23 protein-coding genes are annotated in these 22,938 nt (G+C 29.7%); 7 read left to right on the top strand and 16 right to left on the bottom strand.

Features of this window, described 5'->3' with window-relative positions; all coding sequences use genetic code 11:
* Window positions 1–260: 260 nt before the first annotated feature.
* Window positions 261–482 carry an alpha/beta-type small acid-soluble spore protein gene (locus tag KQI41_RS04900; protein WP_154439926.1) on the top strand — a complete coding sequence of 74 codons (222 nt, stop codon included), beginning with the start codon at window positions 261–263 and terminating at the stop codon, window positions 480–482.
* A 52-nt stretch (window positions 483–534) separates the two neighbouring features.
* On the opposite strand, the gene KQI41_RS04895 is transcribed toward KQI41_RS04900, so the two are convergent.
* From KQI41_RS04895 to KQI41_RS04880, 4 genes are all read right to left on the bottom strand, one after another.
* Window positions 535–1,020 carry a ferritin gene (locus KQI41_RS04895; RefSeq protein WP_216584943.1) on the bottom strand — a complete coding sequence of 162 codons (486 nt, stop codon included), beginning with the start codon at window positions 1,018–1,020 and terminating at the stop codon, window positions 535–537.
* 90 nt (window positions 1,021–1,110) lie between these two features.
* Entirely contained in the window at window positions 1,111–1,830 is a 720-nt protein-coding gene (locus KQI41_RS04890; protein WP_326828325.1) for a L,D-transpeptidase family protein, read from the bottom strand.
* Between the two features lie 95 nt (window positions 1,831–1,925).
* Complete coding sequence (locus KQI41_RS04885; RefSeq protein WP_216584942.1) at window positions 1,926–2,519, bottom strand: DUF4230 domain-containing protein; 594 nt, start codon at window positions 2,517–2,519, stop codon at window positions 1,926–1,928.
* A gap of 22 nt (window positions 2,520–2,541) precedes the next feature.
* Window positions 2,542–2,826: a hypothetical protein gene (locus KQI41_RS04880; RefSeq protein WP_154439929.1), complete on the bottom strand. Its 285-nt coding sequence runs from the start codon at window positions 2,824–2,826 to the stop codon at window positions 2,542–2,544.
* A gap of 280 nt (window positions 2,827–3,106) precedes the next feature.
* Between KQI41_RS04880 and KQI41_RS04875 the strand changes: the two genes are divergently transcribed.
* From KQI41_RS04875 to KQI41_RS04850, 6 genes are all read left to right on the top strand, one after another.
* Window positions 3,107–3,787 (top strand): Crp/Fnr family transcriptional regulator, encoded by a 681-nt coding sequence (locus tag KQI41_RS04875; protein WP_244971088.1) that lies wholly within the window; start codon window positions 3,107–3,109, stop codon window positions 3,785–3,787.
* Window positions 3,788–3,930: 143 nt separating this feature from the next.
* Window positions 3,931–5,028, top strand: a complete 1,098-nt coding sequence (yedE, locus tag KQI41_RS04870) for a YedE family putative selenium transporter (RefSeq protein ID WP_216584940.1) — start codon at window positions 3,931–3,933, stop codon at window positions 5,026–5,028.
* A complete protein-coding gene (locus KQI41_RS04865) occupies window positions 5,021–5,233 on the top strand; it encodes a sulfurtransferase TusA family protein (protein WP_216584939.1) in 213 nt (70 codons plus the stop codon). Before yedE ends, KQI41_RS04865 begins: the two co-directional genes overlap by 8 nt.
* 8 nt (window positions 5,234–5,241) lie before the next feature.
* A complete protein-coding gene (locus tag KQI41_RS04860) occupies window positions 5,242–5,511 on the top strand; it encodes a putative Se/S carrier protein (RefSeq protein WP_216584938.1) in 270 nt (89 codons plus the stop codon).
* Window positions 5,512–5,869: 358 nt separating this feature from the next.
* Window positions 5,870–7,663, top strand: coding sequence for an ABC transporter ATP-binding protein (locus KQI41_RS04855; protein WP_154439934.1), 1,794 nt, complete (start codon window positions 5,870–5,872; stop codon window positions 7,661–7,663).
* Window positions 7,664–7,674: 11 nt separating this feature from the next.
* The gene (locus tag KQI41_RS04850; RefSeq protein WP_195837963.1) at window positions 7,675–9,495 is read left to right on the top strand and encodes an ABC transporter ATP-binding protein; all 1,821 of its coding nucleotides are present in this window, start codon (window positions 7,675–7,677) and stop codon (window positions 9,493–9,495) included.
* Between the two features lie 30 nt (window positions 9,496–9,525).
* On the opposite strand, the gene KQI41_RS04845 is transcribed toward KQI41_RS04850, so the two are convergent.
* From KQI41_RS04845 to cwlD, 12 genes are all read right to left on the bottom strand, one after another.
* Window positions 9,526–10,212 (bottom strand): ABC transporter ATP-binding protein, encoded by a 687-nt coding sequence (locus KQI41_RS04845; RefSeq protein ID WP_154439935.1) that lies wholly within the window; start codon window positions 10,210–10,212, stop codon window positions 9,526–9,528.
* Window positions 10,191–10,946 (bottom strand): ABC transporter permease, encoded by a 756-nt coding sequence (locus KQI41_RS04840; protein WP_216584937.1) that lies wholly within the window; start codon window positions 10,944–10,946, stop codon window positions 10,191–10,193. The genes KQI41_RS04845 and KQI41_RS04840 overlap by 22 nt, the downstream gene beginning before the upstream one ends.
* Window positions 10,921–11,901 (bottom strand): ABC transporter substrate-binding protein, encoded by a 981-nt coding sequence (locus KQI41_RS04835; RefSeq protein WP_216584936.1) that lies wholly within the window; start codon window positions 11,899–11,901, stop codon window positions 10,921–10,923. Before KQI41_RS04835 ends, KQI41_RS04840 begins: the two co-directional genes overlap by 26 nt.
* A gap of 130 nt (window positions 11,902–12,031) precedes the next feature.
* Window positions 12,032–13,432, bottom strand: coding sequence for a hypothetical protein (locus tag KQI41_RS04830; protein ID WP_154439938.1), 1,401 nt, complete (start codon window positions 13,430–13,432; stop codon window positions 12,032–12,034).
* Between the two features lie 92 nt (window positions 13,433–13,524).
* The gene (locus KQI41_RS04825) at window positions 13,525–14,556 is read right to left on the bottom strand and encodes a M42 family metallopeptidase (RefSeq protein ID WP_154439939.1); all 1,032 of its coding nucleotides are present in this window, start codon (window positions 14,554–14,556) and stop codon (window positions 13,525–13,527) included.
* 105 nt (window positions 14,557–14,661) lie between these two features.
* Window positions 14,662–15,270 (bottom strand): phosphatase PAP2 family protein, encoded by a 609-nt coding sequence (locus tag KQI41_RS04820; RefSeq protein WP_154439940.1) that lies wholly within the window; start codon window positions 15,268–15,270, stop codon window positions 14,662–14,664.
* 48 nt (window positions 15,271–15,318) lie between these two features.
* A complete protein-coding gene (lpdA, locus tag KQI41_RS04815; protein ID WP_154439941.1) occupies window positions 15,319–16,728 on the bottom strand; it encodes a dihydrolipoyl dehydrogenase in 1,410 nt (469 codons plus the stop codon).
* 9 nt (window positions 16,729–16,737) lie between these two features.
* On the bottom strand, window positions 16,738–18,192 hold the full coding sequence (gcvPB, locus tag KQI41_RS04810) for an aminomethyl-transferring glycine dehydrogenase subunit GcvPB (RefSeq protein ID WP_154439942.1): 1,455 nt from the start codon (window positions 18,190–18,192) through the stop codon (window positions 16,738–16,740).
* Window positions 18,189–19,535 (bottom strand): aminomethyl-transferring glycine dehydrogenase subunit GcvPA, encoded by a 1,347-nt coding sequence (gene gcvPA / locus KQI41_RS04805; protein ID WP_154439943.1) that lies wholly within the window; start codon window positions 19,533–19,535, stop codon window positions 18,189–18,191. The genes gcvPB and gcvPA overlap by 4 nt, the downstream gene beginning before the upstream one ends.
* Before the next feature lie 3 nt (window positions 19,536–19,538).
* Window positions 19,539–19,922, bottom strand: a complete 384-nt coding sequence (gene gcvH, locus KQI41_RS04800) for a glycine cleavage system protein GcvH (RefSeq protein WP_154439944.1) — start codon at window positions 19,920–19,922, stop codon at window positions 19,539–19,541.
* A gap of 21 nt (window positions 19,923–19,943) precedes the next feature.
* Window positions 19,944–21,038 carry a glycine cleavage system aminomethyltransferase GcvT gene (gene gcvT, locus KQI41_RS04795; RefSeq protein WP_154439945.1) on the bottom strand — a complete coding sequence of 365 codons (1,095 nt, stop codon included), beginning with the start codon at window positions 21,036–21,038 and terminating at the stop codon, window positions 19,944–19,946.
* A gap of 643 nt (window positions 21,039–21,681) precedes the next feature.
* Window positions 21,682–22,416 (bottom strand): N-acetylmuramoyl-L-alanine amidase CwlD, encoded by a 735-nt coding sequence (cwlD, locus tag KQI41_RS04790; RefSeq protein WP_154439946.1) that lies wholly within the window; start codon window positions 22,414–22,416, stop codon window positions 21,682–21,684.
* Window positions 22,417–22,938 lie beyond the last annotated feature (522 nt).

The following is a 22,938-nucleotide window of genomic DNA, read 5'->3' as shown; positions in this document are numbered from 1 at the left end:
TAAACAGCTTATTATATCATATACTTATAGAATTTGAAATCATAAGAATATCTACTTAAATTAAACACTACATTTATAATATAGGAGATATTTTATCTAATATAAAAGAAAAATCTCTTTTAAAAATTTGATGTTTATGGTAAAACTGGAAAACAGCTTCAGTATTGGTTAATACTACATGATTATTAAATTATTTTCTACACATAATACTACTACACCAAAGTTTTACAAAATTAATTATTTGAAAGGAGAAATTTAAAATGACTACAAATAACAATAACAGTAACAAAATTCTTGTTCCAGAAGCACGTCAAGCTCTTAACCAAATGAAATTAGAAATAGCTTCTGAATTAGGTATGGCAAACTATGATTCAATGGATAAAGGTAATCTTCCATCAAGACAAAATGGTTATGTTGGTGGATATATGACTAAAAACTTAGTTAGAATGGCTCAACAAAACATGGGTGGAACTATAAAATAGTATATCCATAAATAAAAAAAGATAGACTTAAGTCTATCTTTTTTTATTTATATTATCTTGCTCCTAGTTCTTTATCTAATAAATATAATCCTTGGAAACTATCTTTAATGCCTTCTAATTTAAATATTATATCTTTCATGCTATTTTCTTCTTCTAATTGTTCTTCAACAAACCATTGTAAAAATTGGATAGTTGGATATGATTTCTCTTCTTCTGCTACTTCTATTAATTTATTAATTCTAGATGTAACTAATTTCTCATGCTCAAGTGCTGCTTCAAATACTGCTAAAAATGAATTATAGTCATTTTCAGGTTGATTCATAGCCTGAGTCCTTACTCTACCATCCATATCATAAATAAAATCATAGAATTTCATAGCATGTTCGTATTCTTCTTTAGCTTGCTCTATTAGAAAATGAGCAAATCCATTCATATTTTTATCAGAACAATATGACGCCATTCCCATATAATAGTATCCTGCTAATAATTCAAAATTAAATTGATCATTAAGTGCATCTAATAATTTTTCTGTTGCCATAATATATACCCCCATTATTTATATTCATCTTTTTTATATTTCCTTACGTCTCTATAATACCCCTGTTACTTATGATTAATCATAAATTTACTATTCCATAATAATAATATCTAAAGCATTATATATCTTTTGATTTATTTTATCTGTTAATTCAATATTGTTTTCCTTTAAATATTTAATTAAAGATGATTTCATACCTTCTCCATATATTCCATCTAATTCACCTTCATAGTATCCTTTTTGCATTAATCTTTTTTGTACCTCCAATACATCTGCTCCTCTATCTCCAGGTCTTAAATCTCTAAATCCTTGACCTAAAGGTCCATATAAACCGTTAGTTATGATAACTATAGTATTATGATTAACCATAGAGTAAAGCTCCTCTACATCTTTATTTCTCATTCTAATACATCCTGCTGACAGGTTTCCTCCTATGGAACCTGGCTTATTAGTTCCATGAATTCCATATTTACCCCAGGGTACATTAAGTCCCATCCACCTAGTTCCAAAACCTTCTCCCCATTTTCCCTTCTCTATAATTTGAAATACTCCTAAGGGAGTAGGTGAACTTGGTTTTCCTGTAGCTATTGGATATGTCTTTACTATATTTTCATTTTCCCTATCTACTAATTTTAATTGTTTTGTATCAACTTCAATTAATATAGTATACTTTTGTTCTTTATTTCTTAAATAAACGTCTTCTGAATTAATCTTTTTCATAAACGAATATCTATGTATGGAGTTTCCTAGAATTAAAAAAACAACAACCAATAATATTATTAGAATAAACATTTTCCCTTCTTTATTCACTAATATCCCTCCCCATACATTAATATGCAACCATTTTATAAATTAAACTTATAATCATCTTAATTTATAAAATGGTTGCTTCTATGGGAAGTTCTCTATTTAAATCTAATTGTTATATTTTTAAAGCCCATTCCTTCTAATAGATATTTTATAATTTCACTGCCATTTTTTTCTGCATCATTTAAAAGACCTTTATCTACTGCTTCCTTTTCCATTTTATCTTTTTCTTCTATTAAAACTACATAAAGATCTTTAAAGCTTAGCTTGTTAAATATAGATTCTTTTTCATCAAAAAAATAAACCTCTTCTTCAGGAATTACATTTTCAAATATTTCTGCATTTTCCATTATTATCTCTACTGAATTTTTATCCTTTACTTTTACCTCTATGGTATCTAAATTTATTCCAGCTTTAATATATCCACTATATTTTAAAATAAATCTTTTATTGGTAAAGGGAAGATTTATCCCACTTAATTGCATCTTATCTTCATATTCCACTACATTTGTATAACTATATTTTACAGTTGATAATTCCATTAACTTTGTAACTTGTTCTTCTACTTTATTAGATAATAAATTGGTTTTTCTTTGTACAGAAATCTTAGCATATCCTATTGTGCCTAGAATGAAAATTACCACAATAGCAATTAATAGTAACTTTCCTTTAATTCCTTCAAAATATTTCATATATTCACCTCTTTAAGCTATTCTATAAATCTGGATTATAGTATTGATAAACACTATATATTGAAATATTCTCACTGCATAGGAGTTTAATTATAGCAGGAATTTGTTGCGTAGTAATATTTAACTCAATTCCATTATATTTTAAAACTATATCGTTTAAATCCACTTTACCCAAATTATGTATAGTATCTATGATTTTATTTTCTATTATAACATCATTTTTATTACCTAATAAAAAAAATATTTTTCTCCTTTCCTCTGTATAATCCTCTGGACTTAATCTGCTAATTAACATGATTTTATTCATTTAAAAGACTCCTTTTTAATTTTATGAGATTTTCCTTCTCAAAATTTACAATCATCCTTTATTCTATTACCCAATATTTTTTAAACAAAACCCATTTATAAATATTATTTTATTATTAATTTTATTTATACTGATTATAATAACTTCACAATTTTTTAAAACTGTGCCAAATTAGATAATACAATGATTTACATATATTATGTTATAAGATTAATCCATATATGATATAATTATTAATCAAATAACCTTCCTATTATTAAGATTTAGAAAGGAGCTTATGATGGAAAAATATTTAGATAGTTTAAGTAAATCTATACTTTTCAAAAATGTAGAAATAGAAAAAATAAAGTCTTTAGTTTCTTCTGTATCCTATAATATAAGTGATTATGGAAAAGATGATATAATCGCAATTGAGGATGATGATTGTAATAGTTTAGGTATAATACTTAGTGGTACAGTAGAAATTCAGAAACCTTTTCCCTCTGGAAAAGTTGTTACAATAAGTAATTTTCAAGCTGGGAATGTCTTTGGTGAAGCTTTAGTATTTTCAGGTAAACATAAGTACCCTGCAACAATAGTTTCCTCCAGTGATTCAAAAATAATGTATATATCTAAAGATGATATAATTAAGTTAATGACTAAGGATGACAAGGTTTTAAATAATTTTGTATCAGTTTTATCCAACCGTATACTAATGTTAAACGATAGAATTACAAATCTTTCTTATGATAGTGTTAGAAAAAAAATAGCAAATACTATTTTAATTGAATATGAGAAACAAAATAGTAAACTGTTAACTCTTCCATTTTGCAGAAAAAAAATGGCTGAGTTATTAAATGTTCCAAGACCATCTTTATCTAGAGAACTGATGAAAATGAAAGAAGATGGTATAATTGACTATTATAAAGATAATTTAAAAATCATTGACTTAGAATTGCTTGAAGAGTGTTTGCTAAAATAAGTTTTAAATATAACTTCCATTTTATGGATAGAAAATATCTATGGCTATAATTAAACCATAGATATTTTCTATTTTTATATTTTAAACTACTCTTATATAATCTAATTAAGTTTGATAATTATTTTTCAAGGGGGTTTTATAAAATGAGTGGTAAACGTAAAATGTTTATCTATGGTGGCATTGTAGGACTCATAGGTGCTGTCTTAATGAAATTAGGTAACCCTGGTAATATGGGTATTTGTATCGCCTGCTTTTGGAGGGATATTGCAGGTGCACTAGGTCTACACCGTGCTGAGGTAGTTCAGTATATCAGACCTGAGATTATCGGAATAATTTTTGGTTCATTTATTATCTCTTATATTACAGGAGATTTTAAGGTTAAAGGTGGTTCTTCACCATTAATAAGATTTGTTTTAGGGTTCTTTTTAATGATAGGAGCTCTTGTATTTTTAGGTTGTCCTCTTCGTATGATTTTACGTTTAGCAAATGGTGACTTAAATGCTTTAGTTGGATTAGTGGGATATGTTGCAGGAATATTTATTGGAGTTCAATTCCTTAAAAAAGGATATACCCTCGGTAAAAGTATAGACCAGCCAAAGATTGCTGGATTTATTTATCCCATCATAGCTGTTATTTTACTTATTTTCTTAGTCGTAAGGCCTGCTTTTATTTTATTTAGTAGTGAAGGTCCTGGCTCTATGGCGGCACCTATTGCTATAGCTTTAGTATTAGGAGCAGTAGTTGGTATAGCCCTACAAAGAAGTAGAATTTGTACAGCAGGCGGATTTAGAGATTTAATATTAATTAAAGACTCTTATTTTTTATGGGGATTAATTGGAATCTTTGTATTTGCTTTAGCAGGAAATCTTATATTAAACTTTGATAAATTCCACTTAGGATTTATAGAGCAACCAGTAGCTCACACCAATCATCTTTGGAACTTTCTGGGTATGGTTCTTGTAGGTCTTTGCTCTGTTTTACTTGGTGGATGTCCTATTAGACAAACTATTTTAGCCAGTGAAGGAGATACTGATGCTGGAGTTACAGTTCTAGGTCTCATAGCTGGTGCCGCCTTTGCTCATAACTTTGGATTAGCTTCTAGTGCTAAGGGTGTTACAGCTAATGGTAAATTTGCTGTTATAATAGGTATACTGTTTGTTTTAATTATAGCCTATGGAGTTATAGTAGATACTAGAAAATCCAATTCTCATTCTAAAAAGGAGGTTAAGATAAATGGTTAATATTATTGATGCTAGAGGTAGGTCTTGTCCTGAACCTGTAATTATGACTAAAAATCAAATTGATTCTAACCCTAATATATCTTTGGAGGTCTTAGTGGACACTCATGTTGCCGTTGAAAATATTACTAGATTTGCTACTGGTAAAGGATATAATGTAAATGTAGAAGAAAATAATGGAGAATTTAAATTAATTATTAAGAAATAGGTGATTTGGTGGAGGAATTTTACTGTGTAGTTACATTTCATGTTACTCAACACGCATTAATCTTTGAAAACTTTATGAAAGAAAACAATATAGATGTAAAATTAATGCCTGTGCCAAGGCAAGTTAGTTCCAGTTGTGGAACTGCTGCAAAAATACCTTGTGACATAGAAGAAGATGTAAAAACATTATGTATTAAAGAAGACATACCTATAGATGATTTTCATCATGTAATAAATAAGAAAGGAACGTCTTGGTTTTCTAAATATATAACTAAATAATTAAAAGGAATATAGTGTTAAAACCGCTATATTCCTTTTAATTATTTAGTTTAACATTTTTTTAAAAAAATACTTGATTTTTCTAAATTTTCGTATATAATAGTATTATTGGCAAATATATGAAAGGAGGTCGTGAAGATGATAAGAATTAATTATGCAGTTAAAATAAATGAAAACTTTATAAAAATTTTGGCACGACCTATTAATAAGTTTTAATTTATCATTGTAAAAACTATTACCATAGGTGTGTTAGCCTATGGTTTTTTTATGTCCTTTTATACTAAGATTATGCCGTCTTATATATTTTCAATTAACCATAGGATTATACCCTATGGTTTTTTTATTAAGGAGGGAGAAAATGAAGAATTTTAAAAAACTACTTGAATTTATGGAGGGATATAAGTTAATTTATTTACTGGGAATGATATCAATCCTTATATCTCAAATGCTTACTACTGTTACCCCTTTAATTCTAAGTACTACAGTTGACAGTATAATAGGAGAAAAATCCATTAGTTCCCCTATTATCCAAAGTATTGTAAATTTACTGGGAGGAAAAGAATTAATTAAAGAAAGATTGTGGATTATTGGACTTATTCTTGTTTTTGTTGCTGTACTAAGAGGCATATTTCTATACTTGAAAAATACCTTAGCCAGTAAAGCAGCAGAAAATACTACTAAAAAAATAAGAGATAGACTTTATGACCATATTCAAAGATTGCCTTATGAATTTCATGTAAAAAGTGAAACCGGAGAACTTATACAAAAATGTACATCTGATGTAGATACCATAAGAAGATTCTTAGCTATTCAACTTGTGGAAGTAGCTGGTTCTATATTTATGTTGGTATTTATACTTTATGTAATGTTAACTCTTAACATTAAGTTGACCTTAGTATCTATTTTAGTATTACCTATTACATTTTTCTTTTCCTTTATTTTCTTTACGAAGGTCAAAAAGAATTTTGAGGCTTCAGATGAAGCTGAAGCTAGGATGACTACTACATTACAGGAAAACCTAACAGGAGTTAGAGTAGTTAAAGCATTTTCTAGACAAGAATTTGAGGTAAATAAATTTGATGAAAAAAACTTAGATTATAAGAACTTAACTTATAAACTTATTAAAAATTTGTCTTTATACTGGGCTCTATCAGACTTTCTTAGTATGGTTCAAGTGGGCTGTGTAATAATATTTGGTTCTTATTTAACTTATAAAGGTGAAATATCTTTAGGTATATTAATAGCCTTTACTAGTTACATTAATATGATCATATGGCCAGTTAGACAAATGGGTAGAACTTTAACTGATATGGGTAAAGCCTTTGTATCTCTAGGTAGAATTGATGAAATACTAAAGGAGCCTATAGAAGTATTAGAGGAAAACCATCATGAGCCTAAAATTGATGGTAATATTGAGTTTAAAAATGTTTATTTTGAATATGAAAAAGGTAAGCCTGTATTAAAAGATATTACTTTTAATATCAAGGCTGGTCAAACCATTGCTTTTATTGGACCTACTGGTTCTGGTAAATCTTCATTAGTTCATTTACTGCCAAGGTTATATGAATATAATCAAGGTTCAATTAAAATAGATGGTATAGAGCTTAATACTATAGATAAGGCTTGGATTAGGAAAAATGTAGGATTAGTTCTTCAAGAACCTTTTCTATATGCTAAAACTATTAAGGAAAATATAAGACTTGCTAATCCTTCTATGAAGGATTCAAGAGTATTTGATGCTGCTAAAATTGCTTCTATTCACGAAGATATAAATTCTTTTGAATTAGGCTATGAAACTTTAGTTGGAGAACGTGGTGTTTCTTTATCTGGGGGGCAAAAACAGAGAATGGCCATAGCCAGAACTATAATAAATAATTCCCCTATTGTTATATTTGATGATTCTCTTTCTGCTGTAGATACAGAAACTGATATATCTATTAGAAAAGCTTTAAAAGAAAGACAAAATAAAGCCACAACTTTTATTATATCCCATAGGATCTCAACTGTATCCGAGGCTGATTTAATCCTTGTAATAGATAAGGGAAAAATTATTCAAAGGGGTACTCATAATAGCTTAATCAATGAAGAAGGACTATATAAACGAGTATATAATATCCAAAATTCTTTAGATGATGAAGTGATAAATCTTTAGGAGGTGTTAATTTGGAAAAAGAAAATTTAAACTACGATAAAATTCAAATTGGTGTATGGAAAAATTTCTTTAAATATTTAAAACCATATAAAAAGCAATTTGCCATACTTACTTTAATGATGATAGCTTTAGGAATACTGGACTCTATCTTCCCACTTTTAACTAAATATGCCATAGATAATTTTGTTGAAAAAAATACTATTGCTGGTATAAAGACCTTTAGTATAGTATATCTTGCAGCAGTAATCGCTTTGGCTCTTACTGTCTATCTATTTATTTCCAAAGCAGGAGAGTTAGAAATGCAGATGGCCTATGACATAAGAAAGATGGGTTTTGAAAAGCTTCAGCTTCTTCCCCTATCCTACTACGATGACAAAGCTGTTGGTTGGTTAATGTCTAGAATGACATCTGATATATCTAGATTATCTGAAACCATATCATGGTCCTTAGTAGATTTAGCATGGGGATTCTCTATGATGATTGCTGTAACCATTGCTATGGTTAGATTGAATGCAAAATTAGCTTTAATTACATTATCAGTTGTACCTCTTATAGCCATAGTTAGTTTTTACTTTCAAAAGAAAATCCTACAGGCTCAAAGAGGTGTACGAAAAATAAATTCTAAAATTACTGCTGCATATAATGAAGATATACAAGGTGCTAAAACTACAAAGACTTTAGTCAGGGAAGAAATAAACTTAGAAGAATTTCAAGATATAACTACTTCCATGAGAGATAAATCCATAAATGCTACAATAATTTCTTCTATTTACCTACCTATAGTTCTTACTTTGGGTAGTGTAGGTACAGCTTTAGCATTATCTAATGGTGGTAAGTCTGTTATGCTAAATGCTATATCCTACGGAACTTTATTTGCATTTATTTCTTACACTACTCAATTTTTTGAACCTATTCGTCAAATAGCTGTAATATTTGCTGAATTACAAGCTGCTCAGGCTTCTGCTGAAAGAGTATTTTCTCTTCTTAATGAAGTTCCTGAAATAATTGACAGAGATGAAGTAGTTGAAAAATATGGTGATCTTTTAAATCCGAAAAAGGAAAATTGGCCTGATATTAAAGGATCAATAGAATTTAGAAATGTATCGTTTTCCTATAAAACTGGTGAAACTATATTAGAAAATTTCAATCTAAAGATTCAACCTGGTGAAACCATAGCCTTAGTTGGAGAAACTGGTTCTGGAAAATCAACCATAGTAAATCTATTTTGTAGATTTTATGAACCTACTTCTGGTGAAATTTTAATAGATGGTATAAATTACAAAGATATGCCTCAAAACTGGATACATGAAAATCTTGGTTATGTACTACAGTCTCCACATTTATTTAGTGGTACAATAAAAGATAATATTAGGTATGGAAATTTAAATGCTACTGATGAGGACGTTATTCAAGCCAGTAAATTAGTAGATGCCCATGATTTTATAATGGAAACTGAAAAAGGATATGAAATGGAAGTTGGTGAAGGAGGAGGACTTCTTTCCACTGGTCAAAAACAGCTTATATCCTTTGCAAGAGCTATTGTTAGAAATCCAAGATTATTTGTATTAGATGAAGCAACTTCTTCTATAGATACTGAAACAGAGAAAATCATTCAAGATGCAATTAACAAAGTACTAGATGGAAGAACCTCATTTGTTATAGCACACAGACTGTCTACCATAAGAAATGCAGATAGAATCTTAGTTATAAGAGATGGAAAAATAGAAGAAATGGGAAATCATAAGGAATTAATCAAAAAGAAAGGGTACTACTATAATTTATATACTAATCAATTTATTGAGGAAAAAAGTTTAGATGTATTAAGCCAATAGAAAACGAAGTATCTAGTTTCCCTAGATACTTCATTTTTTTATAATTAACTCTTCTTCTATAAGTATTCTTAATTCAGTTTTATCTTTTATCCCCTCTGATTCAATTACTCTTTTCACCATAGTAGGTTTATCTGTAAGTATTACTATCTTATGGCCTAAAGCTATTGCTTCATCTATATCATGAGTTACTATTATACAAGTCTTATTTTCAATTATTCTCAAATCCTTAAAAAAGTTTATTAAAACTTCCTTACTGTTAATATCTAAGGATTTAAAAGGCTCATCCATTATAAGTATATTTGATGGATAAAGAAATGCTCTTAATATATTTATTTTTTGTCTCATCCCCCCACTAATATTTTTAGGGTAATAATATTTGTATTCTTGTAAATTTACTAATTCAAAATACTCATCTATAATACTTTCTATTTGTTCTTTTTCCATTTTTCTTTTCAATACAAATTTAATATTATCTTTTATGTTTTTCCACGGAATAAGCCTATCCTCCTGAAACACAACAGATATATCTTCTTCAAATCCAATTATATCTCCCGAGTCCTTATTGGTTATTCCCAATAATATATTTAATAAAGTAGTTTTTCCACATCCAGATGAACCTAATATACATATGGTTTTATTTTTAGGAAAGTCAATACTAATATCTTCAAGAACTTTTAAATCCTTATAACTTTTATTTATATTTTTGATTTTATACATAAATGATTTACTCCTTCTAATACATACTTAAATATCTTAGACATAAGGAGGATTATAATTATCCAAGCAAAAACTCCAGATGTATTTAAATACATCTTCTGTAATTGAAGATTAGTTCCTATGGCGTATTTAGGTTGAGATAAAGCCTCTCCTGCTATTACCATTTTAAAATTAATTCCCAATGCAGAAGGGAAAATATAACTTAAATTTAAAAAGATATTTGGTATATAGACATCTTTTATAAGAGTCATCTTTTGTACTTTATATACTTTTGCCATATCTATAATGTTGCTATCTAAATCCAATATACTTTTTAGAACTGTTTCATATAATATTGGAAATACCATAATAAACCCTACAAACATTGGTGCAAATTCATTATTTAGCCATATAAGAGCTAATATGATGATTGCCATGGTTGGTACTGATGTTAAAAAATTGATTATAGGTATCATTAAGTGATATATAATATTAGAAATACTAGATAATATTCCAATAATAACTGCCAATACTAACGAAATAACAAATCCAATCAAAGTTCTTATTAGAGAATGACTTATAATAATTATAAAACTTGGTCTTCTAACTATATCCGTAAAACTATGAAATGTACTACTTATTGTAGGAAATATCACTTCGTTATCTATAGTTCTTGATAGTAATATCCATAGGACTATTATTAATAATTTTGAAATAACAGATAATCTTCTATTTTTCAAAGTAAAGCTTTTCATCTGGTATTTTTCCCCCTATGAAATCTGGTGCAAAATCCAATATAGCATTGTAGTAAATCTTATACTCCTCTTTACAGTCTTCAATACCAAATATCTCTATATTGTTCCATAGGATTCCTTTCTCTATGGTTTCTTTATTTACACTGATTTCAAGTTTTTCAGCATATTCAGCAAGTTTCTCTTTATTTTCCCCTGCCCATTTTCTACTTTCTTCATAAGCACTAATAAAGCTTTCTACGAACTCTGGATTACTTTCTATTAAGTCTCTTTTTATCACTAAACTAGCTTGAGGAAAACCATTTTGTGCCCCTGTTGCCCTTTCCCACTCCTTGTTTAAATCAAAAACTATTTTAGCATCTTCTTTTTTCATCATTACTGTAGTAAGCAATGGTTCAGCTAGAATAGCTAAATTACTTTTTCCGCTTAGAAATATGGGACCAACCTCTGAAGCAGCATTTAAATAGCTTATATTTACATCCTTTACTGAATCAATACCATTTTTATTTAGAATATATGTAAAAACTAAATCTGGAGTCAACCCTTTACCAAAGCTATGTATTTCTTTACCTTTTAGCTCTTCAATATTATTTATATCCTCTGTACTTGTTAAATAAAGTGATCCCCATACAGAAGTCCCTACTACTTCATAGGATAAACCTTTATTAAAAGCTTGAGCCGCTAAATTAGATGGTACTATGGCTATATCTGCCTCTTCTTTTAGTATCTTACTAACTAACAAGTCTGGCGACTTTACCATCTCATAATCAATACCTATATATTCATCTAAAGTTTCATTCTCCAAAGCAAGTTTAGCTGCTGTCAATGCTGGTGTACCATCTTGATAGGCAAAACTTATGGTTTTTAATTCCTTATTTATATTTGTGTCTTTAGTACACCCAATAGTTAATGATGTTATAATGACTAATATTACTAATAATCTAAAATATCTTTTCATATTTAATCCCCTTTCCATAATTTGTTATTATTATATCATATACTTTATATCATATATACATTTCATTTAAAAAAAGGTTTTCTAACTCATAAATCCTTTAGAAAACCTTTTTTATATTTATTTCATATATCTACATTATAAACATTGCTACTATTGTCGTTACAATTAATCCAGTGACTACAGGTTTAAAGTTTCTCCTTGTTAATTCAAATGGGTCTACACCACATATGGCTGCTACTGGAATAACTGCCCAAGGAATTATAGTTCCTCCACCTACCCATATACCAGCCACTTGACCTAATGCTGTAAGTGTAGCTACTCCTTTTCCTATGGCTGCCCCAAAAAGTCTGGCTACTGAACCTGCTAAAGATATTCCAGAAAATCCCGAACCATCCAAACCTGTTATGGCACCTACAGTTGTAAGAGTTGCTGCTCCTACTCCTGGGTTTAATGGAACAATATTAGCCAATGCTATACCTAAATCATTGACTAAACCTTCCGAACCTTGAGGTAAAAATTCTCCAATAACTTTTAGAAAGCCATCATCACCTAAATAGAAAAATGCAGCAATTGGAATAACAGGACCAAATATTTCAAATCCAAATTTAAATCCTTTTACTAGATGTTTTGTTATTTCTTCTAATGCTTTTCCTTTGAAGGTTAAAAGTGATACTAGAATGAGTATAAATATTGCAGTACCACCTATTAAAGCTGTAGCATCCCCACCTTGTAATTTTGCTATAAACATAATTACAACATCTAGAGCAAATAATAATGGAATTATTATTGATAAAGTTTTCTTGGTTTTTATACTTAGAACTTCTTTTATATTTTCTTCATTTTCTTCTGATTTTCTTATATTTGTTTTTTCTTCTAATTTCAGTTTACCATTTTTTAAGTCTTTCTTCAGCATTATAAAAGCTATAGAAGTTGTAACTACTCCCATGGTAATTACTAATGGAATGCTAGCTGATATTACCTCTCCCACTGCTAATCCTGCTGCATCTGCTGTAAGTTTTGGTGCACCTTGAATAATAAAATCTCCTGATAAAGCTATTCCATGACCAAATAAGTTCATGGCTACAGCTACTCCCAAAGCAGGTAATCCTGCTCCTATTGCTACTGGTAACATAACAGCTCCTATTAATGCCACTGCTGGTGAAGGCCAGAAAAACCAGGATATAATCATCATAAGTATTCCTATTGTCCAATAGGCCAATGTAGGATTTTTAATTAATTTAGTAAAAGGTGAGATCATTATTTCATTTATTCCTGTATTAGTTAGTATTGTACTCATTCCTACTATTACTGAAATTATTAGAATCGTTCCCATTAATTCTACTATGGCATAAATAAAAGAATTAAAAACACCCATTACAGATTGTGACAGCGAAGATGTTGCAATAAGCCCTAATATAAATATCCCCAGAATACAAACTAATGTAGTATCTCTCTTTTTAATCATTACACCTAATATTATTAATGTAAATAAGAGATACACATAGTGTAGAGCATTTAATTCAATGGACATAATATCCCTCCTTGCATTTCTTTAGTACTTTAGAATATGCAAAGAAGGTTATGTAGGTGAAAATAAATCTAAAACCTACTTTATATTAATATCTAATACAAATATTTAATTAATAATTTAGTTGTATTTATTATAGATCCTACATGAGTTCTCTCATAATGATGAGAAGAATCTACTGCAGGTCCTAAGGAAGCAAAATTTACATCTTTTCCTTGATGCATACATTGGGTAGCATCAGAACTATAAAAATTATATACATCAACTACATAATCTATATTATTTTCTTCAGCTATATCTACAAGCTTATTTCTAAATTCAAAATTATATGGGCTTTTTTTATCCTTAGCTGCAATGCTTACACTAAACTCATTAGATTCTTGCCCTTCTCCCACAATTCCTACATCTATTGCTATCATTTCTTTTGTCTTTTCTGGAATCACAGACACCCCATGACCTGCTTCTTCATAATTACTTATATAAAAATGTGTAGTATATTTAGGCGTTATAGAATTCTCTTTAAAATATCGGCATATTTCTAGTAAAATGGCAACTGCTAACTTATTATCTAAGTATCTGCTTTTAACAAATCCACTTTCTGTTATTTCTGTTCTTGTGTCAAGAGCTATGAAGTCTCCCACATTAATGCCTAACTTAAGCACATCTGCTTTTGATTTTACTATTTCATCAATTCTAACAAGCATATTGGTTTGATCTCTTGCTACATTTGCTTTTTCTTGACCATAAATGTGAGTTGAAGCAATTTTAGGAACTATGGATCCTCGGACTCTTTTACCTTTTCTAGTTATTATGTAGCAATTTTCTCCCTCTATAGCAGACCAACTACCTCCACCAACTTTATTATATCTTAGCTTACCATCGTTAGTTATTTCTTTAACCATGGCACCTAAAGTATCAATGTGAGCCGATAGCATTACATGTTCATCATTATTTTGTCCATTTAAAGTAGCGATTAAAGCTCCTTTTTTAGTCAATTGAGTAGACAGTCCTAGATATTCAAATTCTTTTTGGACTTCTGTTATGGCTTCCTTTGTATAGCCAGTGGGACTAGGTATATCCAAGTATTTTGTCATCTTGTCTAAAATCTTTTCTATATCTATATTCAATTTTATACCTCCCTTTATTTTATTTGTATCTATTTAAATTATAGCAGATATGCCATTGATTGCAAATTCAGAATGTTTGAGGATTTAAGTAAAAATTATATCCCTCTATTCCTTAACTAAAGTAATAGTCAAATAATGGAATACATATCCTATAAGAAAACCTCCTATTATATCTGTTGGCCAATGTACCCCTAGATAAATCCTGCTTAGACCCATTATACAAATCATGACAAAAGATACAATGTATATTAACCTTTGTTTCCTTTTGTCTTTTACTTTTTTCGCCAATAAAAATGCTATTGTAGAATAAAGGCTCATAGTAACCATAGAATGTCCACTAGGAAAACTTAATCCGCCTTGTTTCACCAAAAAATATTTTATTGGTCTTGTTCTATTGAATATTTGCTTTAATATAAAATTTAATATATAGCATCCTAATGAAGATGTTAATAATAATTTAGATATATAATATTCCTTCTTAACTAAGGTATATACTATAACCATAGCTATAGCAGGAATTAAAAACTTTTCTGATCCAATAAAAGATATAGTTCTCATAATAGACAATAAATTGGGATTAATATCTTTATGCACATATTCCATTATATTTGCATCAAAAAGAATTCCTTCACTATTTCCCCTAACCATTAACCCTAATGCAAAGAATATAATCATCATAAGGCTTAATATAATAATCTTAGTATCTTTACTCATAATTCCTCCTACTAGTTACAAAAAAGACGGGAAAAATTCCCCGTCTTTTTATCTTCTTTTTCTTGGTGGTGCTATATGAATTGCTTGATTTTCCAATCCTAATGTAGCTTCAAAGAATGCTTCTGAAAGAGTTGGATGGGCATGAATCGTTCTCATTATACTATTAATATCTAAATCATTAGATATAGCCAATGCGCCTTCATGTATTAAATCATTTGCATGAGATCCTAGAATATGAACTCCTAAAACCTTCTTATCTTCTTCCCCAGCAAGGATTTTAATTATACCTTCTCCTTCTCCTAAAGATAAGGCTTTACCATTGGCTGCAAACATAAACTTACTAGCTTTATAAGGTATTCCTTTTTCTTTTAGTTCTTCTTCAGTATACCCTACATGGGCTACTTCAGTCATTGTAAACACACAATTAGGATATATGTCCATATTAATATCAGGGGTATGACCCATTATTTTTTCCATTACATATACACCTTGAGCTGATGCCACATGGGCTAACTGTACTCCCCTGTTTACATCTCCTATAGCATATATACCTTCTATGTGGGTTTCAAATTCCTGATTTACAAATATACCTTTGTCATCATATTTGATTCCTAATTCATCTAGGTTTAGTCCCTCTAATACAGGTCCCCTACCTGATGCAATAAGTACTTTATCTCCTATTACTTCTATTTCTTCATCTTTTTCCTTATACTTGGCTAAAACTTTTAATTTATTTCCTTCTTTAGTGATTTCTTTAGCCCTTATATCTATATATGTCTCAATACCCTGTTTTTTCAGTATAGGAGTTAATCTTCTTGAAATTTCTTTATCTGCATCTTTTAATATTCTTGATGCTAAAAGAATTACTTGAGAGCCTAATTCTTGATAAATACTTGCAAACTCTAATCCTATAACTCCACCACCTACTACAATTAAGGTTTCTGGAATCTCTTCCATCTCCAGAAGTTCATCAGATGTAATTACTCCATCTAAATCTACCCCTTTGGTTTCAGTCATTTGAGGTTTAGAGCCTGTGGCAATTACTATATTATCTACAGTAACTGTCTTTTCAGTACCATCTTTTAAATCTATGGAAATAGTATTCTTGTCTTTTATATTAGCTGTTCCATTATAGAATTCTATATTCTTATAAGAAGATATAAGTTGTTCGATACCTTTTACTAAAGTACCTACTACATTATTTTTTCTCTCTTGAAGTGCTTTTCCATCCATCTTAAATTCTCCTGCTGTAATGCCAAATTCTTCTGCTCTCTTGAAATTAGACATTATTTCTGCATTTCTAAAATATGTTTTAGTAGGGATACAGCCTCGGTTGAGACATGTACCCCCTACTTCTCTATTTTCTATTAAGATGATATTTGCACCAAGTTGAGCTCCTCTTATTGCCGCTACATAGCCTCCTGGACCAGCTCCTATAACTGCAATAGTTTTAGTCAAATAGTACACCTACCCTTCATATTTAAGAATTGGACTTCTCGCTGCCTTAGTTTCATCTGGTCTACTTACTCTAGTATTATTAGGTGCATCTTTTAATATTTGTGGATTATCCTTTGATTCTTGAGAAATTTGAATCATAGCATCAATAAACTCATCAAGAGTTTCCTTAGATTCAGTTTCTGTAGGCTCAATCATTATTGCTTGATTAATAATCAACGGGAAGTAAACTGTTGGTGGATGATAACCAAGATCAAGTAATCTCTTGGCTATATCCAATGTAGTTACTTCTGATAATGTATCTTTTAATCCACCTAATACAAACTCATGCTTGAATAATGTATCTATTGGTAAATAGAAATGTTCTTTTAGCTTATTAGCCATATAGTTAGCATTTAATACTGCTATTTCACTAGCTTTCTTTAATCCATCACTACCCATTGTTAGGATGTAAGTATATGCTCTAACTAATATTCCAAAGTGTCCATAGAAATCTTTAACTTTACCTATAGTATGTGGAACATTGTAATCTAAGAAGTATCTTTCTCCTTCTTTTTGTACAATTGGAACTGGTAAGAATTCCTCTAGGTGTTTCTTAACTCCTATAGGTCCTGCTCCTGGTCCTCCACCACCATGAGGTGTTGAGAAAGTCTTATGAAGGTTAAAGTGAACTACGTCAAATCCCATATCTCCTGGTCTCGCATGGCCAAGAATTGCATTGGCATTTGCTCCATCATAATACAGTTGTCCACCAGCATCATGAACAATTTTCGCAATCTCTTTAATATCCTTCTCAAATATACCTAAAGTATTTGGATTTGTAAGCATTAAACCTGCTGTATCATCTCCAACTACGGCTTTAAGAGCCTCTATATCAACTAAACCTTCTTTAGTTGATTTAACTTCTACTATTTTATATCCTGCCATTGCTGCAGTAGCCGGGTTAGTACCATGAGCTGAGTCTGGAACTATGATTTTATTTCTATTGAAATCTCCATTGTTCTCATGGTATGCTTTTATAACCATTATACCAGTTAACTCACCATGAGCACCAGCTGCTGGTTGTAAACTCATTTTATCCATACCAGCTATTTCAGCAAGTGATTTATCTAATTCATATAATAACTGTAATGCTCCTTGAGCACAGTCTTCTGATTGATAAGGATGGATATTGGCAAATCCATCATATCTTGCTGTATCTTCATTAATCTTTGGATTATATTTCATTGTACAAGATCCAAGTGGATAAAATCCAGTATCTAATCCATAGTTTTTATTGGATAAATTAGTATAGTGTCTAACTACATCAACTTCAGATAGTTCTGGGAAGTTAACTTCACTATCACTTAAAAATTCTTCTGGAATAAAATTCTTTATACATTTATCTTCTACATCTAGTTCTGGAAGATTATATGCTTTTCTTCCTGGTTTAGATAATTCGAATATTAATTTATCATACTTTCTCATTTTATCCCCTCCAATACACTACTTAATCTATCTATTTCATCTTTTGTCCTCTTTTCAGTTACTGCATAAAGGACAGCATTTTCTAATTGGGGATAATCTTTACCTAAGTTATAGCCACCTATAATATTAGCTTTTCTTAATTCTTTAGTAATATTTTCAGGGCATAAATCTGATGTAACAGCAAATTCCTTAAAGAATGGTTTATCAAAAACTGGCTTATATTTACCAGATTTAGTAAGTTGTTCAAAAGCATAATGTGCTTTCTTAGTACTTTGAAGTGCAACTTCTTTAAGTCCTTCTTTACCCATGGTAACCATGTATATAGTTGCAGCTAAAACATTTAAACCTTGGTTTGAACAAATATTGGAAGTAGCTTTTTCTCTTCTTATATGTTGTTCTCTAGCTGTAAGAGTTAGAACAAAAGATCTTTTACCATTTTTATCTTCAGTCTGTCCAACTATTCTACCAGGTAACTTTCTCATATATTCAGATCTTGCAGCTATAAATCCTAGATATGGTCCACCAAATGATACAGGTATTCCCATTCCTTGTGCCTCTCCCACTACAATATCTACCCCTAATTCACTAGGTTTTTTCAGGACAGCAAGAGATATTGGGTCAACTGATGCTATAAAACTAGCCTTTTTAGCTTTATGAACAATTTCACTTGTAGCTTTTAAATCTTCTATTATACCAAAGAAGTTTGGACTTTGAACCACTACTGCTGCAGTATTATCATTTACTAAACCATCTAATGCTTCTAAATCAGTAACTCCATCTTTCATATCAACTTCTATAACTTTTAGTCCTTGAACATGAGCATAAGTTTTTAAAATTTGAATTGATTCTGGTCTCACTGTTTTAGAAATTATTATTTCATCTTTTCTAGAATGTGCTGCAGCCATTAAAGCCGCTTCAGTAATTGCTGTACCTCCATCATATAATGAAGCATTTGCAACATCCATTCCAGTTAAATTACATATAAGTGTTTGGAACTCAAATATATATTGTAGTGTTCCTTGACTTATTTCTGGCTGGTATGGAGTATATGATGTATAAAATTCAGACCTTGAAATAATATGATTTATTATTGAAGGAATATAATGATCATATGCTCCAGCTCCAAGGAAGCAAGTTAATTCACTTATAGAACAGTTTTTATTAGCTAAAGCTGTTAAATATGAACTAACTTCCAATTCAGATTTGGACTTAGGTAGATTTAATTCTCTATTTAATTGTAAGTCCTTTGGAATGTCACTAAAAAGATCTTCTGGAGAGTTAAGCCCTATGGACTTTAGCATCTCCTGCTCGTCTTCACGAGTAGTTGGAATGTATGGATACATATTTTATTCCTCCTCAGCTAAAAACTTTTCGTATTCCTCACTTGTCATTAATTCGTCTAATTCAGCTTTATTAGTCATTTCTACTTTAATCATCCAATTCTCATATGGATCAGCATTTAAAAGAGCAGGGTCATCTATTAGTTCTTCATTTATTGCCACTACTTTACCACTTACTGGCATATAAATATCTGCTGCTGCCTTAACGGATTCTACAGCTGAAAAAGCTTCTTCTTTTTCAATTTCATCATCAATTTCTGGTAGTTCTACATAAACTATATCTCCTAATTGATGTTGTGCATAATCTGCAACACCTATAACTGCTACATCGCCTTCTAATTTAACCCATTCATGATCATTTGTATAATGTAAACCTTTTTGTACTTTCATTATTAACCCTCCTAATTTATATTATTTGCTTAAGAATTTTTTGCTAATTATTTTAGCCTTAACAGGCTTATTTCTAATCATTATATCCACTTCTGTACCTAATTCTGTATATTCAGTTGCTATAAGTGCATTACCTATATTTTTCTTAAGTGTAGGTGACATATATCCTGTAGTTACATGTCCTATTACTTTACCATCTTTTTGTATTTCATAGCCTTCTCTTGGAATACCTCTTCCAATCATCTCAAATCCAGCTAATTTTCTTTTTAGTCCTTCTGTCCATTGTTTGTTAAGTGCTTCTTTTCCTATGAAGTCTGATGCTTTGTCAAGTTTAACAAAGTATTTAAATCCACCTTCTAATGGTGATATTACATCAGACATTTCATGTCCATATAATGGTAATGAAGCCTCAAATCTAAGTGTATCTCTACATCCTAAACCACATGGCTTTATGCCTTCTTCTTTTCCTGCTTCAAGTATATCGTTCCAAACCTTTACTACACCTTCATTTGTAGTATATACTTCGAATCCATCTTCTCCAGTATATCCAGTTCTTGAAACCATACACTCTACTCCATTAATATCTACTTTTCTATTTAAAGTAAAGAAGGTAATTGTATTTAAGTCAGTATTAGTTAATTTTTGTAGTACTTTTTGGGCTAAGGGTCCTTGTATTGCTACTTCTCCAACAGTATCAGAAATATTAACGATTTCTACATCGAAATTACCTTTTTGCTCTGTAATCCATTTATAATCCTTGTCTGTATTTGAAGCATTTACTACTAAGTAAAAGTCATCATGAGCCAATCTGTAAACCAATAAGTCGTCTACTACTCCACCATCTGGTGCACACATAAAAGTATAAACTATTTGATTATCTACAACTTTAGATATATCATTTGTCATAAGATAATCTACAAACGCTAAAGCATCTTTACCTTTTATTGTGATTTCTCCCATATGGGATACATCAAATAATCCTACTTTATTTCTAACTGCCTCATGTTCTGGAACTAAACCCTCGTATTGTATTGGAAGATACCATCCTGCATAGTCAACTACTTTTCCTCCAAGTTTTACGTGTTCATCGTATAATGGGGTTTTCTTTGCTTCCATTTTACCACTCCTTCCCTTATTTTTTCATACTACATATATGCTACCCTAATATTTATAATTCAAACCAGTTTTTATATATATAGTATTAAGTATTATAATATTGTAGTACGCTTTAATTATACAAGAGTAGGAAAAATTATGCAATACTGTTATTTTTCAAATTATTTAACAATCATTCCTTGTATATCTGATATTCTCTGGTTTTACAAGTATTTATCAATGATTGATAAAAATTTGTCTATAAATAAATTACATTATAATTCTCTAACCTTTTTACTTTATCATTGATTTAAAATTTACTTCTTATACTTTTATCCTTTTATTGACTATTTTGTCACAACACATTAAGGTTATAATTTGACAGTTTTCTACATATATATGGTAAATAAATTCCATTGTCGAAAAATACATTTCTTTGGAAATATAAAGTTTTTAATAAGTTTAATTTGTCGAATGTACAAATAAATGAAGTATTTGAATATTACTCCATTTACTTATCCACTTTATTAACATTATCCACAATCAGCAGTGGATAAGTTATGTAAACTTATAATTTAATTAAATCTTTTATATTTAAAGTTTAGTAAATAATGTATTTTATTTACTAACATATCCTTATGTTATCCACAATAATTATCCACATTCAATAATCAAATCCTAAGTCTAACTCATTGAAATAATTCATTATGCCTACATAAATTGCCCAAGCTATTTTTTCCTGATATGATTCATTAATTAAGAGTTTTTCTTCATTAGAATTTGATAGAAAACCACATTCTACTAATACAGAGGGTATATTAACTTCATTTAATATAAAAATATCATCCCTAACTTGAGGTTGTCTATTATTATCTTTATCTAATATATTTTTTAATTCCTTTTGTATTATCAAGGCCAGTTGTTGACTTCCTTCTGAATCCTTATTATAAAAGGTCTGTGCCCCATAATATGTAGGTCTAATAAAGCTATTTAAGTGTATTGATATAAATATTTCACTGTTACTTCCATTTACTATTTCCTTTCTATTGAATAAATCTTCTCTTTTCATTTGTCGTAATGTTTTAGATTCTGATGTATATAAACCTTCATCTTCAAATCTAGTCATTACTACTATACCTCCACTTTGCTCTATTAATCGCTTCAATTTCAGTGCTATCTGTAAATTTATTTCATCTTCTTTGATTCCATTTTTGCTTACTGCACCTGGGTCTACCCCGCCATGTCCTGGATCTATGGCAATAACCTTATTCGCTATAGGTAAATAGGTAACAGGCATTGTTTTTGACTTTTTTAATATAAAGAATCCTAAAATCAGAATTCCTATTAATAATATGCAGAGTATTTGCAGATACTTCTTCTTTATGATTATTAGCTTCATTCTATCCCCTCCTATAGAAATATATTGTATTTATTCAAAGGATATTCCTAGGAAAGAGTAATTATTAAGCTTTTATTATTCTACAAAAAGGGTATCAAATTCCAATTCTAGGACCCTATAAAACTTGAATAAATTGACTCTTAAAGCAATCAAGTATACTAATGACATTTTAGAAATTATAAACAGCAAAATTAAATTTATTATTTTTTTCACAATGATTTATACACAAAAAAATAATATAAGAGATCCAGAAGTCGTATGATTTCTAGGCTTTTTATATTATTTTTTATCCGATTTATTAGGTTGTTTTTATGGTTTATTTTTCTTTATTAGCACTATTGGAATTCCCAAAACAAATTTTCTTGGAAATCATCTACGAAAAGCCTTTAGAATAAAAGGTGTAAATCTTCCTTTTTTTATTATAAAAGCAACAAATCCCTCAAATATAAATACTTGAGGGATTTTGATATTATTATTGTCCAGTTACACACGAGTTTGCTCATCCACTGACAATGTTTGCTC

The sequence above is a fragment of the Tissierella pigra genome (assembly GCF_018917845.1).
Classification (GTDB): Bacteria; Bacillota; Clostridia; order Tissierellales; family Tissierellaceae; genus Tissierella; species Tissierella pigra.
The sequence above is the reverse complement of the archived record's forward strand: the minus strand, read 5'-3'. Positions and strand labels throughout refer to the sequence as shown.

Coding starts and splice junctions, on each gene's coding strand:
- KQI41_RS04840 (WP_216584937.1), bottom strand. CDS start 10,946: ATGAAAAGCTTTACTTTGAAAAATAGAAGATTATCTGTTATTTCAAAA.
- KQI41_RS04830 (WP_154439938.1), bottom strand. CDS start 13,432: ATGTCCATTGAATTAAATGCTCTACACTATGTGTATCTCTTATTTACA.
- KQI41_RS04835 (WP_216584936.1), bottom strand. CDS start 11,901: ATGAAAAGATATTTTAGATTATTAGTAATATTAGTCATTATAACATCA.
- KQI41_RS04900 (WP_154439926.1), top strand. CDS start 261: ATGACTACAAATAACAATAACAGTAACAAAATTCTTGTTCCAGAAGCA.
- KQI41_RS04820 (WP_154439940.1), bottom strand. CDS start 15,270: ATGAGTAAAGATACTAAGATTATTATATTAAGCCTTATGATGATTATA.
- KQI41_RS04875 (WP_244971088.1), top strand. CDS start 3,107: ATGGAAAAATATTTAGATAGTTTAAGTAAATCTATACTTTTCAAAAAT.
- KQI41_RS04885 (WP_216584942.1), bottom strand. CDS start 2,519: ATGAAATATTTTGAAGGAATTAAAGGAAAGTTACTATTAATTGCTATT.
- gcvPB (WP_154439942.1), bottom strand. CDS start 18,192: ATGAGAAAGTATGATAAATTAATATTCGAATTATCTAAACCAGGAAGA.
- KQI41_RS04845 (WP_154439935.1), bottom strand. CDS start 10,212: ATGTATAAAATCAAAAATATAAATAAAAGTTATAAGGATTTAAAAGTT.
- gcvH (WP_154439944.1), bottom strand. CDS start 19,922: ATGAAAGTACAAAAAGGTTTACATTATACAAATGATCATGAATGGGTT.
- cwlD (WP_154439946.1), bottom strand. CDS start 22,416: ATGAAGCTAATAATCATAAAGAAGAAGTATCTGCAAATACTCTGCATA.
- KQI41_RS04855 (WP_154439934.1), top strand. CDS start 5,870: ATGAAGAATTTTAAAAAACTACTTGAATTTATGGAGGGATATAAGTTA.
- gcvT (WP_154439945.1), bottom strand. CDS start 21,038: ATGGAAGCAAAGAAAACCCCATTATACGATGAACACGTAAAACTTGGA.
- KQI41_RS04880 (WP_154439929.1), bottom strand. CDS start 2,826: ATGAATAAAATCATGTTAATTAGCAGATTAAGTCCAGAGGATTATACA.
- gcvPA (WP_154439943.1), bottom strand. CDS start 19,535: ATGTATCCATACATTCCAACTACTCGTGAAGACGAGCAGGAGATGCTA.
- KQI41_RS04895 (WP_216584943.1), bottom strand. CDS start 1,020: ATGGCAACAGAAAAATTATTAGATGCACTTAATGATCAATTTAATTTT.
- KQI41_RS04865 (WP_216584939.1), top strand. CDS start 5,021: ATGGTTAATATTATTGATGCTAGAGGTAGGTCTTGTCCTGAACCTGTA.
- yedE (WP_216584940.1), top strand. CDS start 3,931: ATGAGTGGTAAACGTAAAATGTTTATCTATGGTGGCATTGTAGGACTC.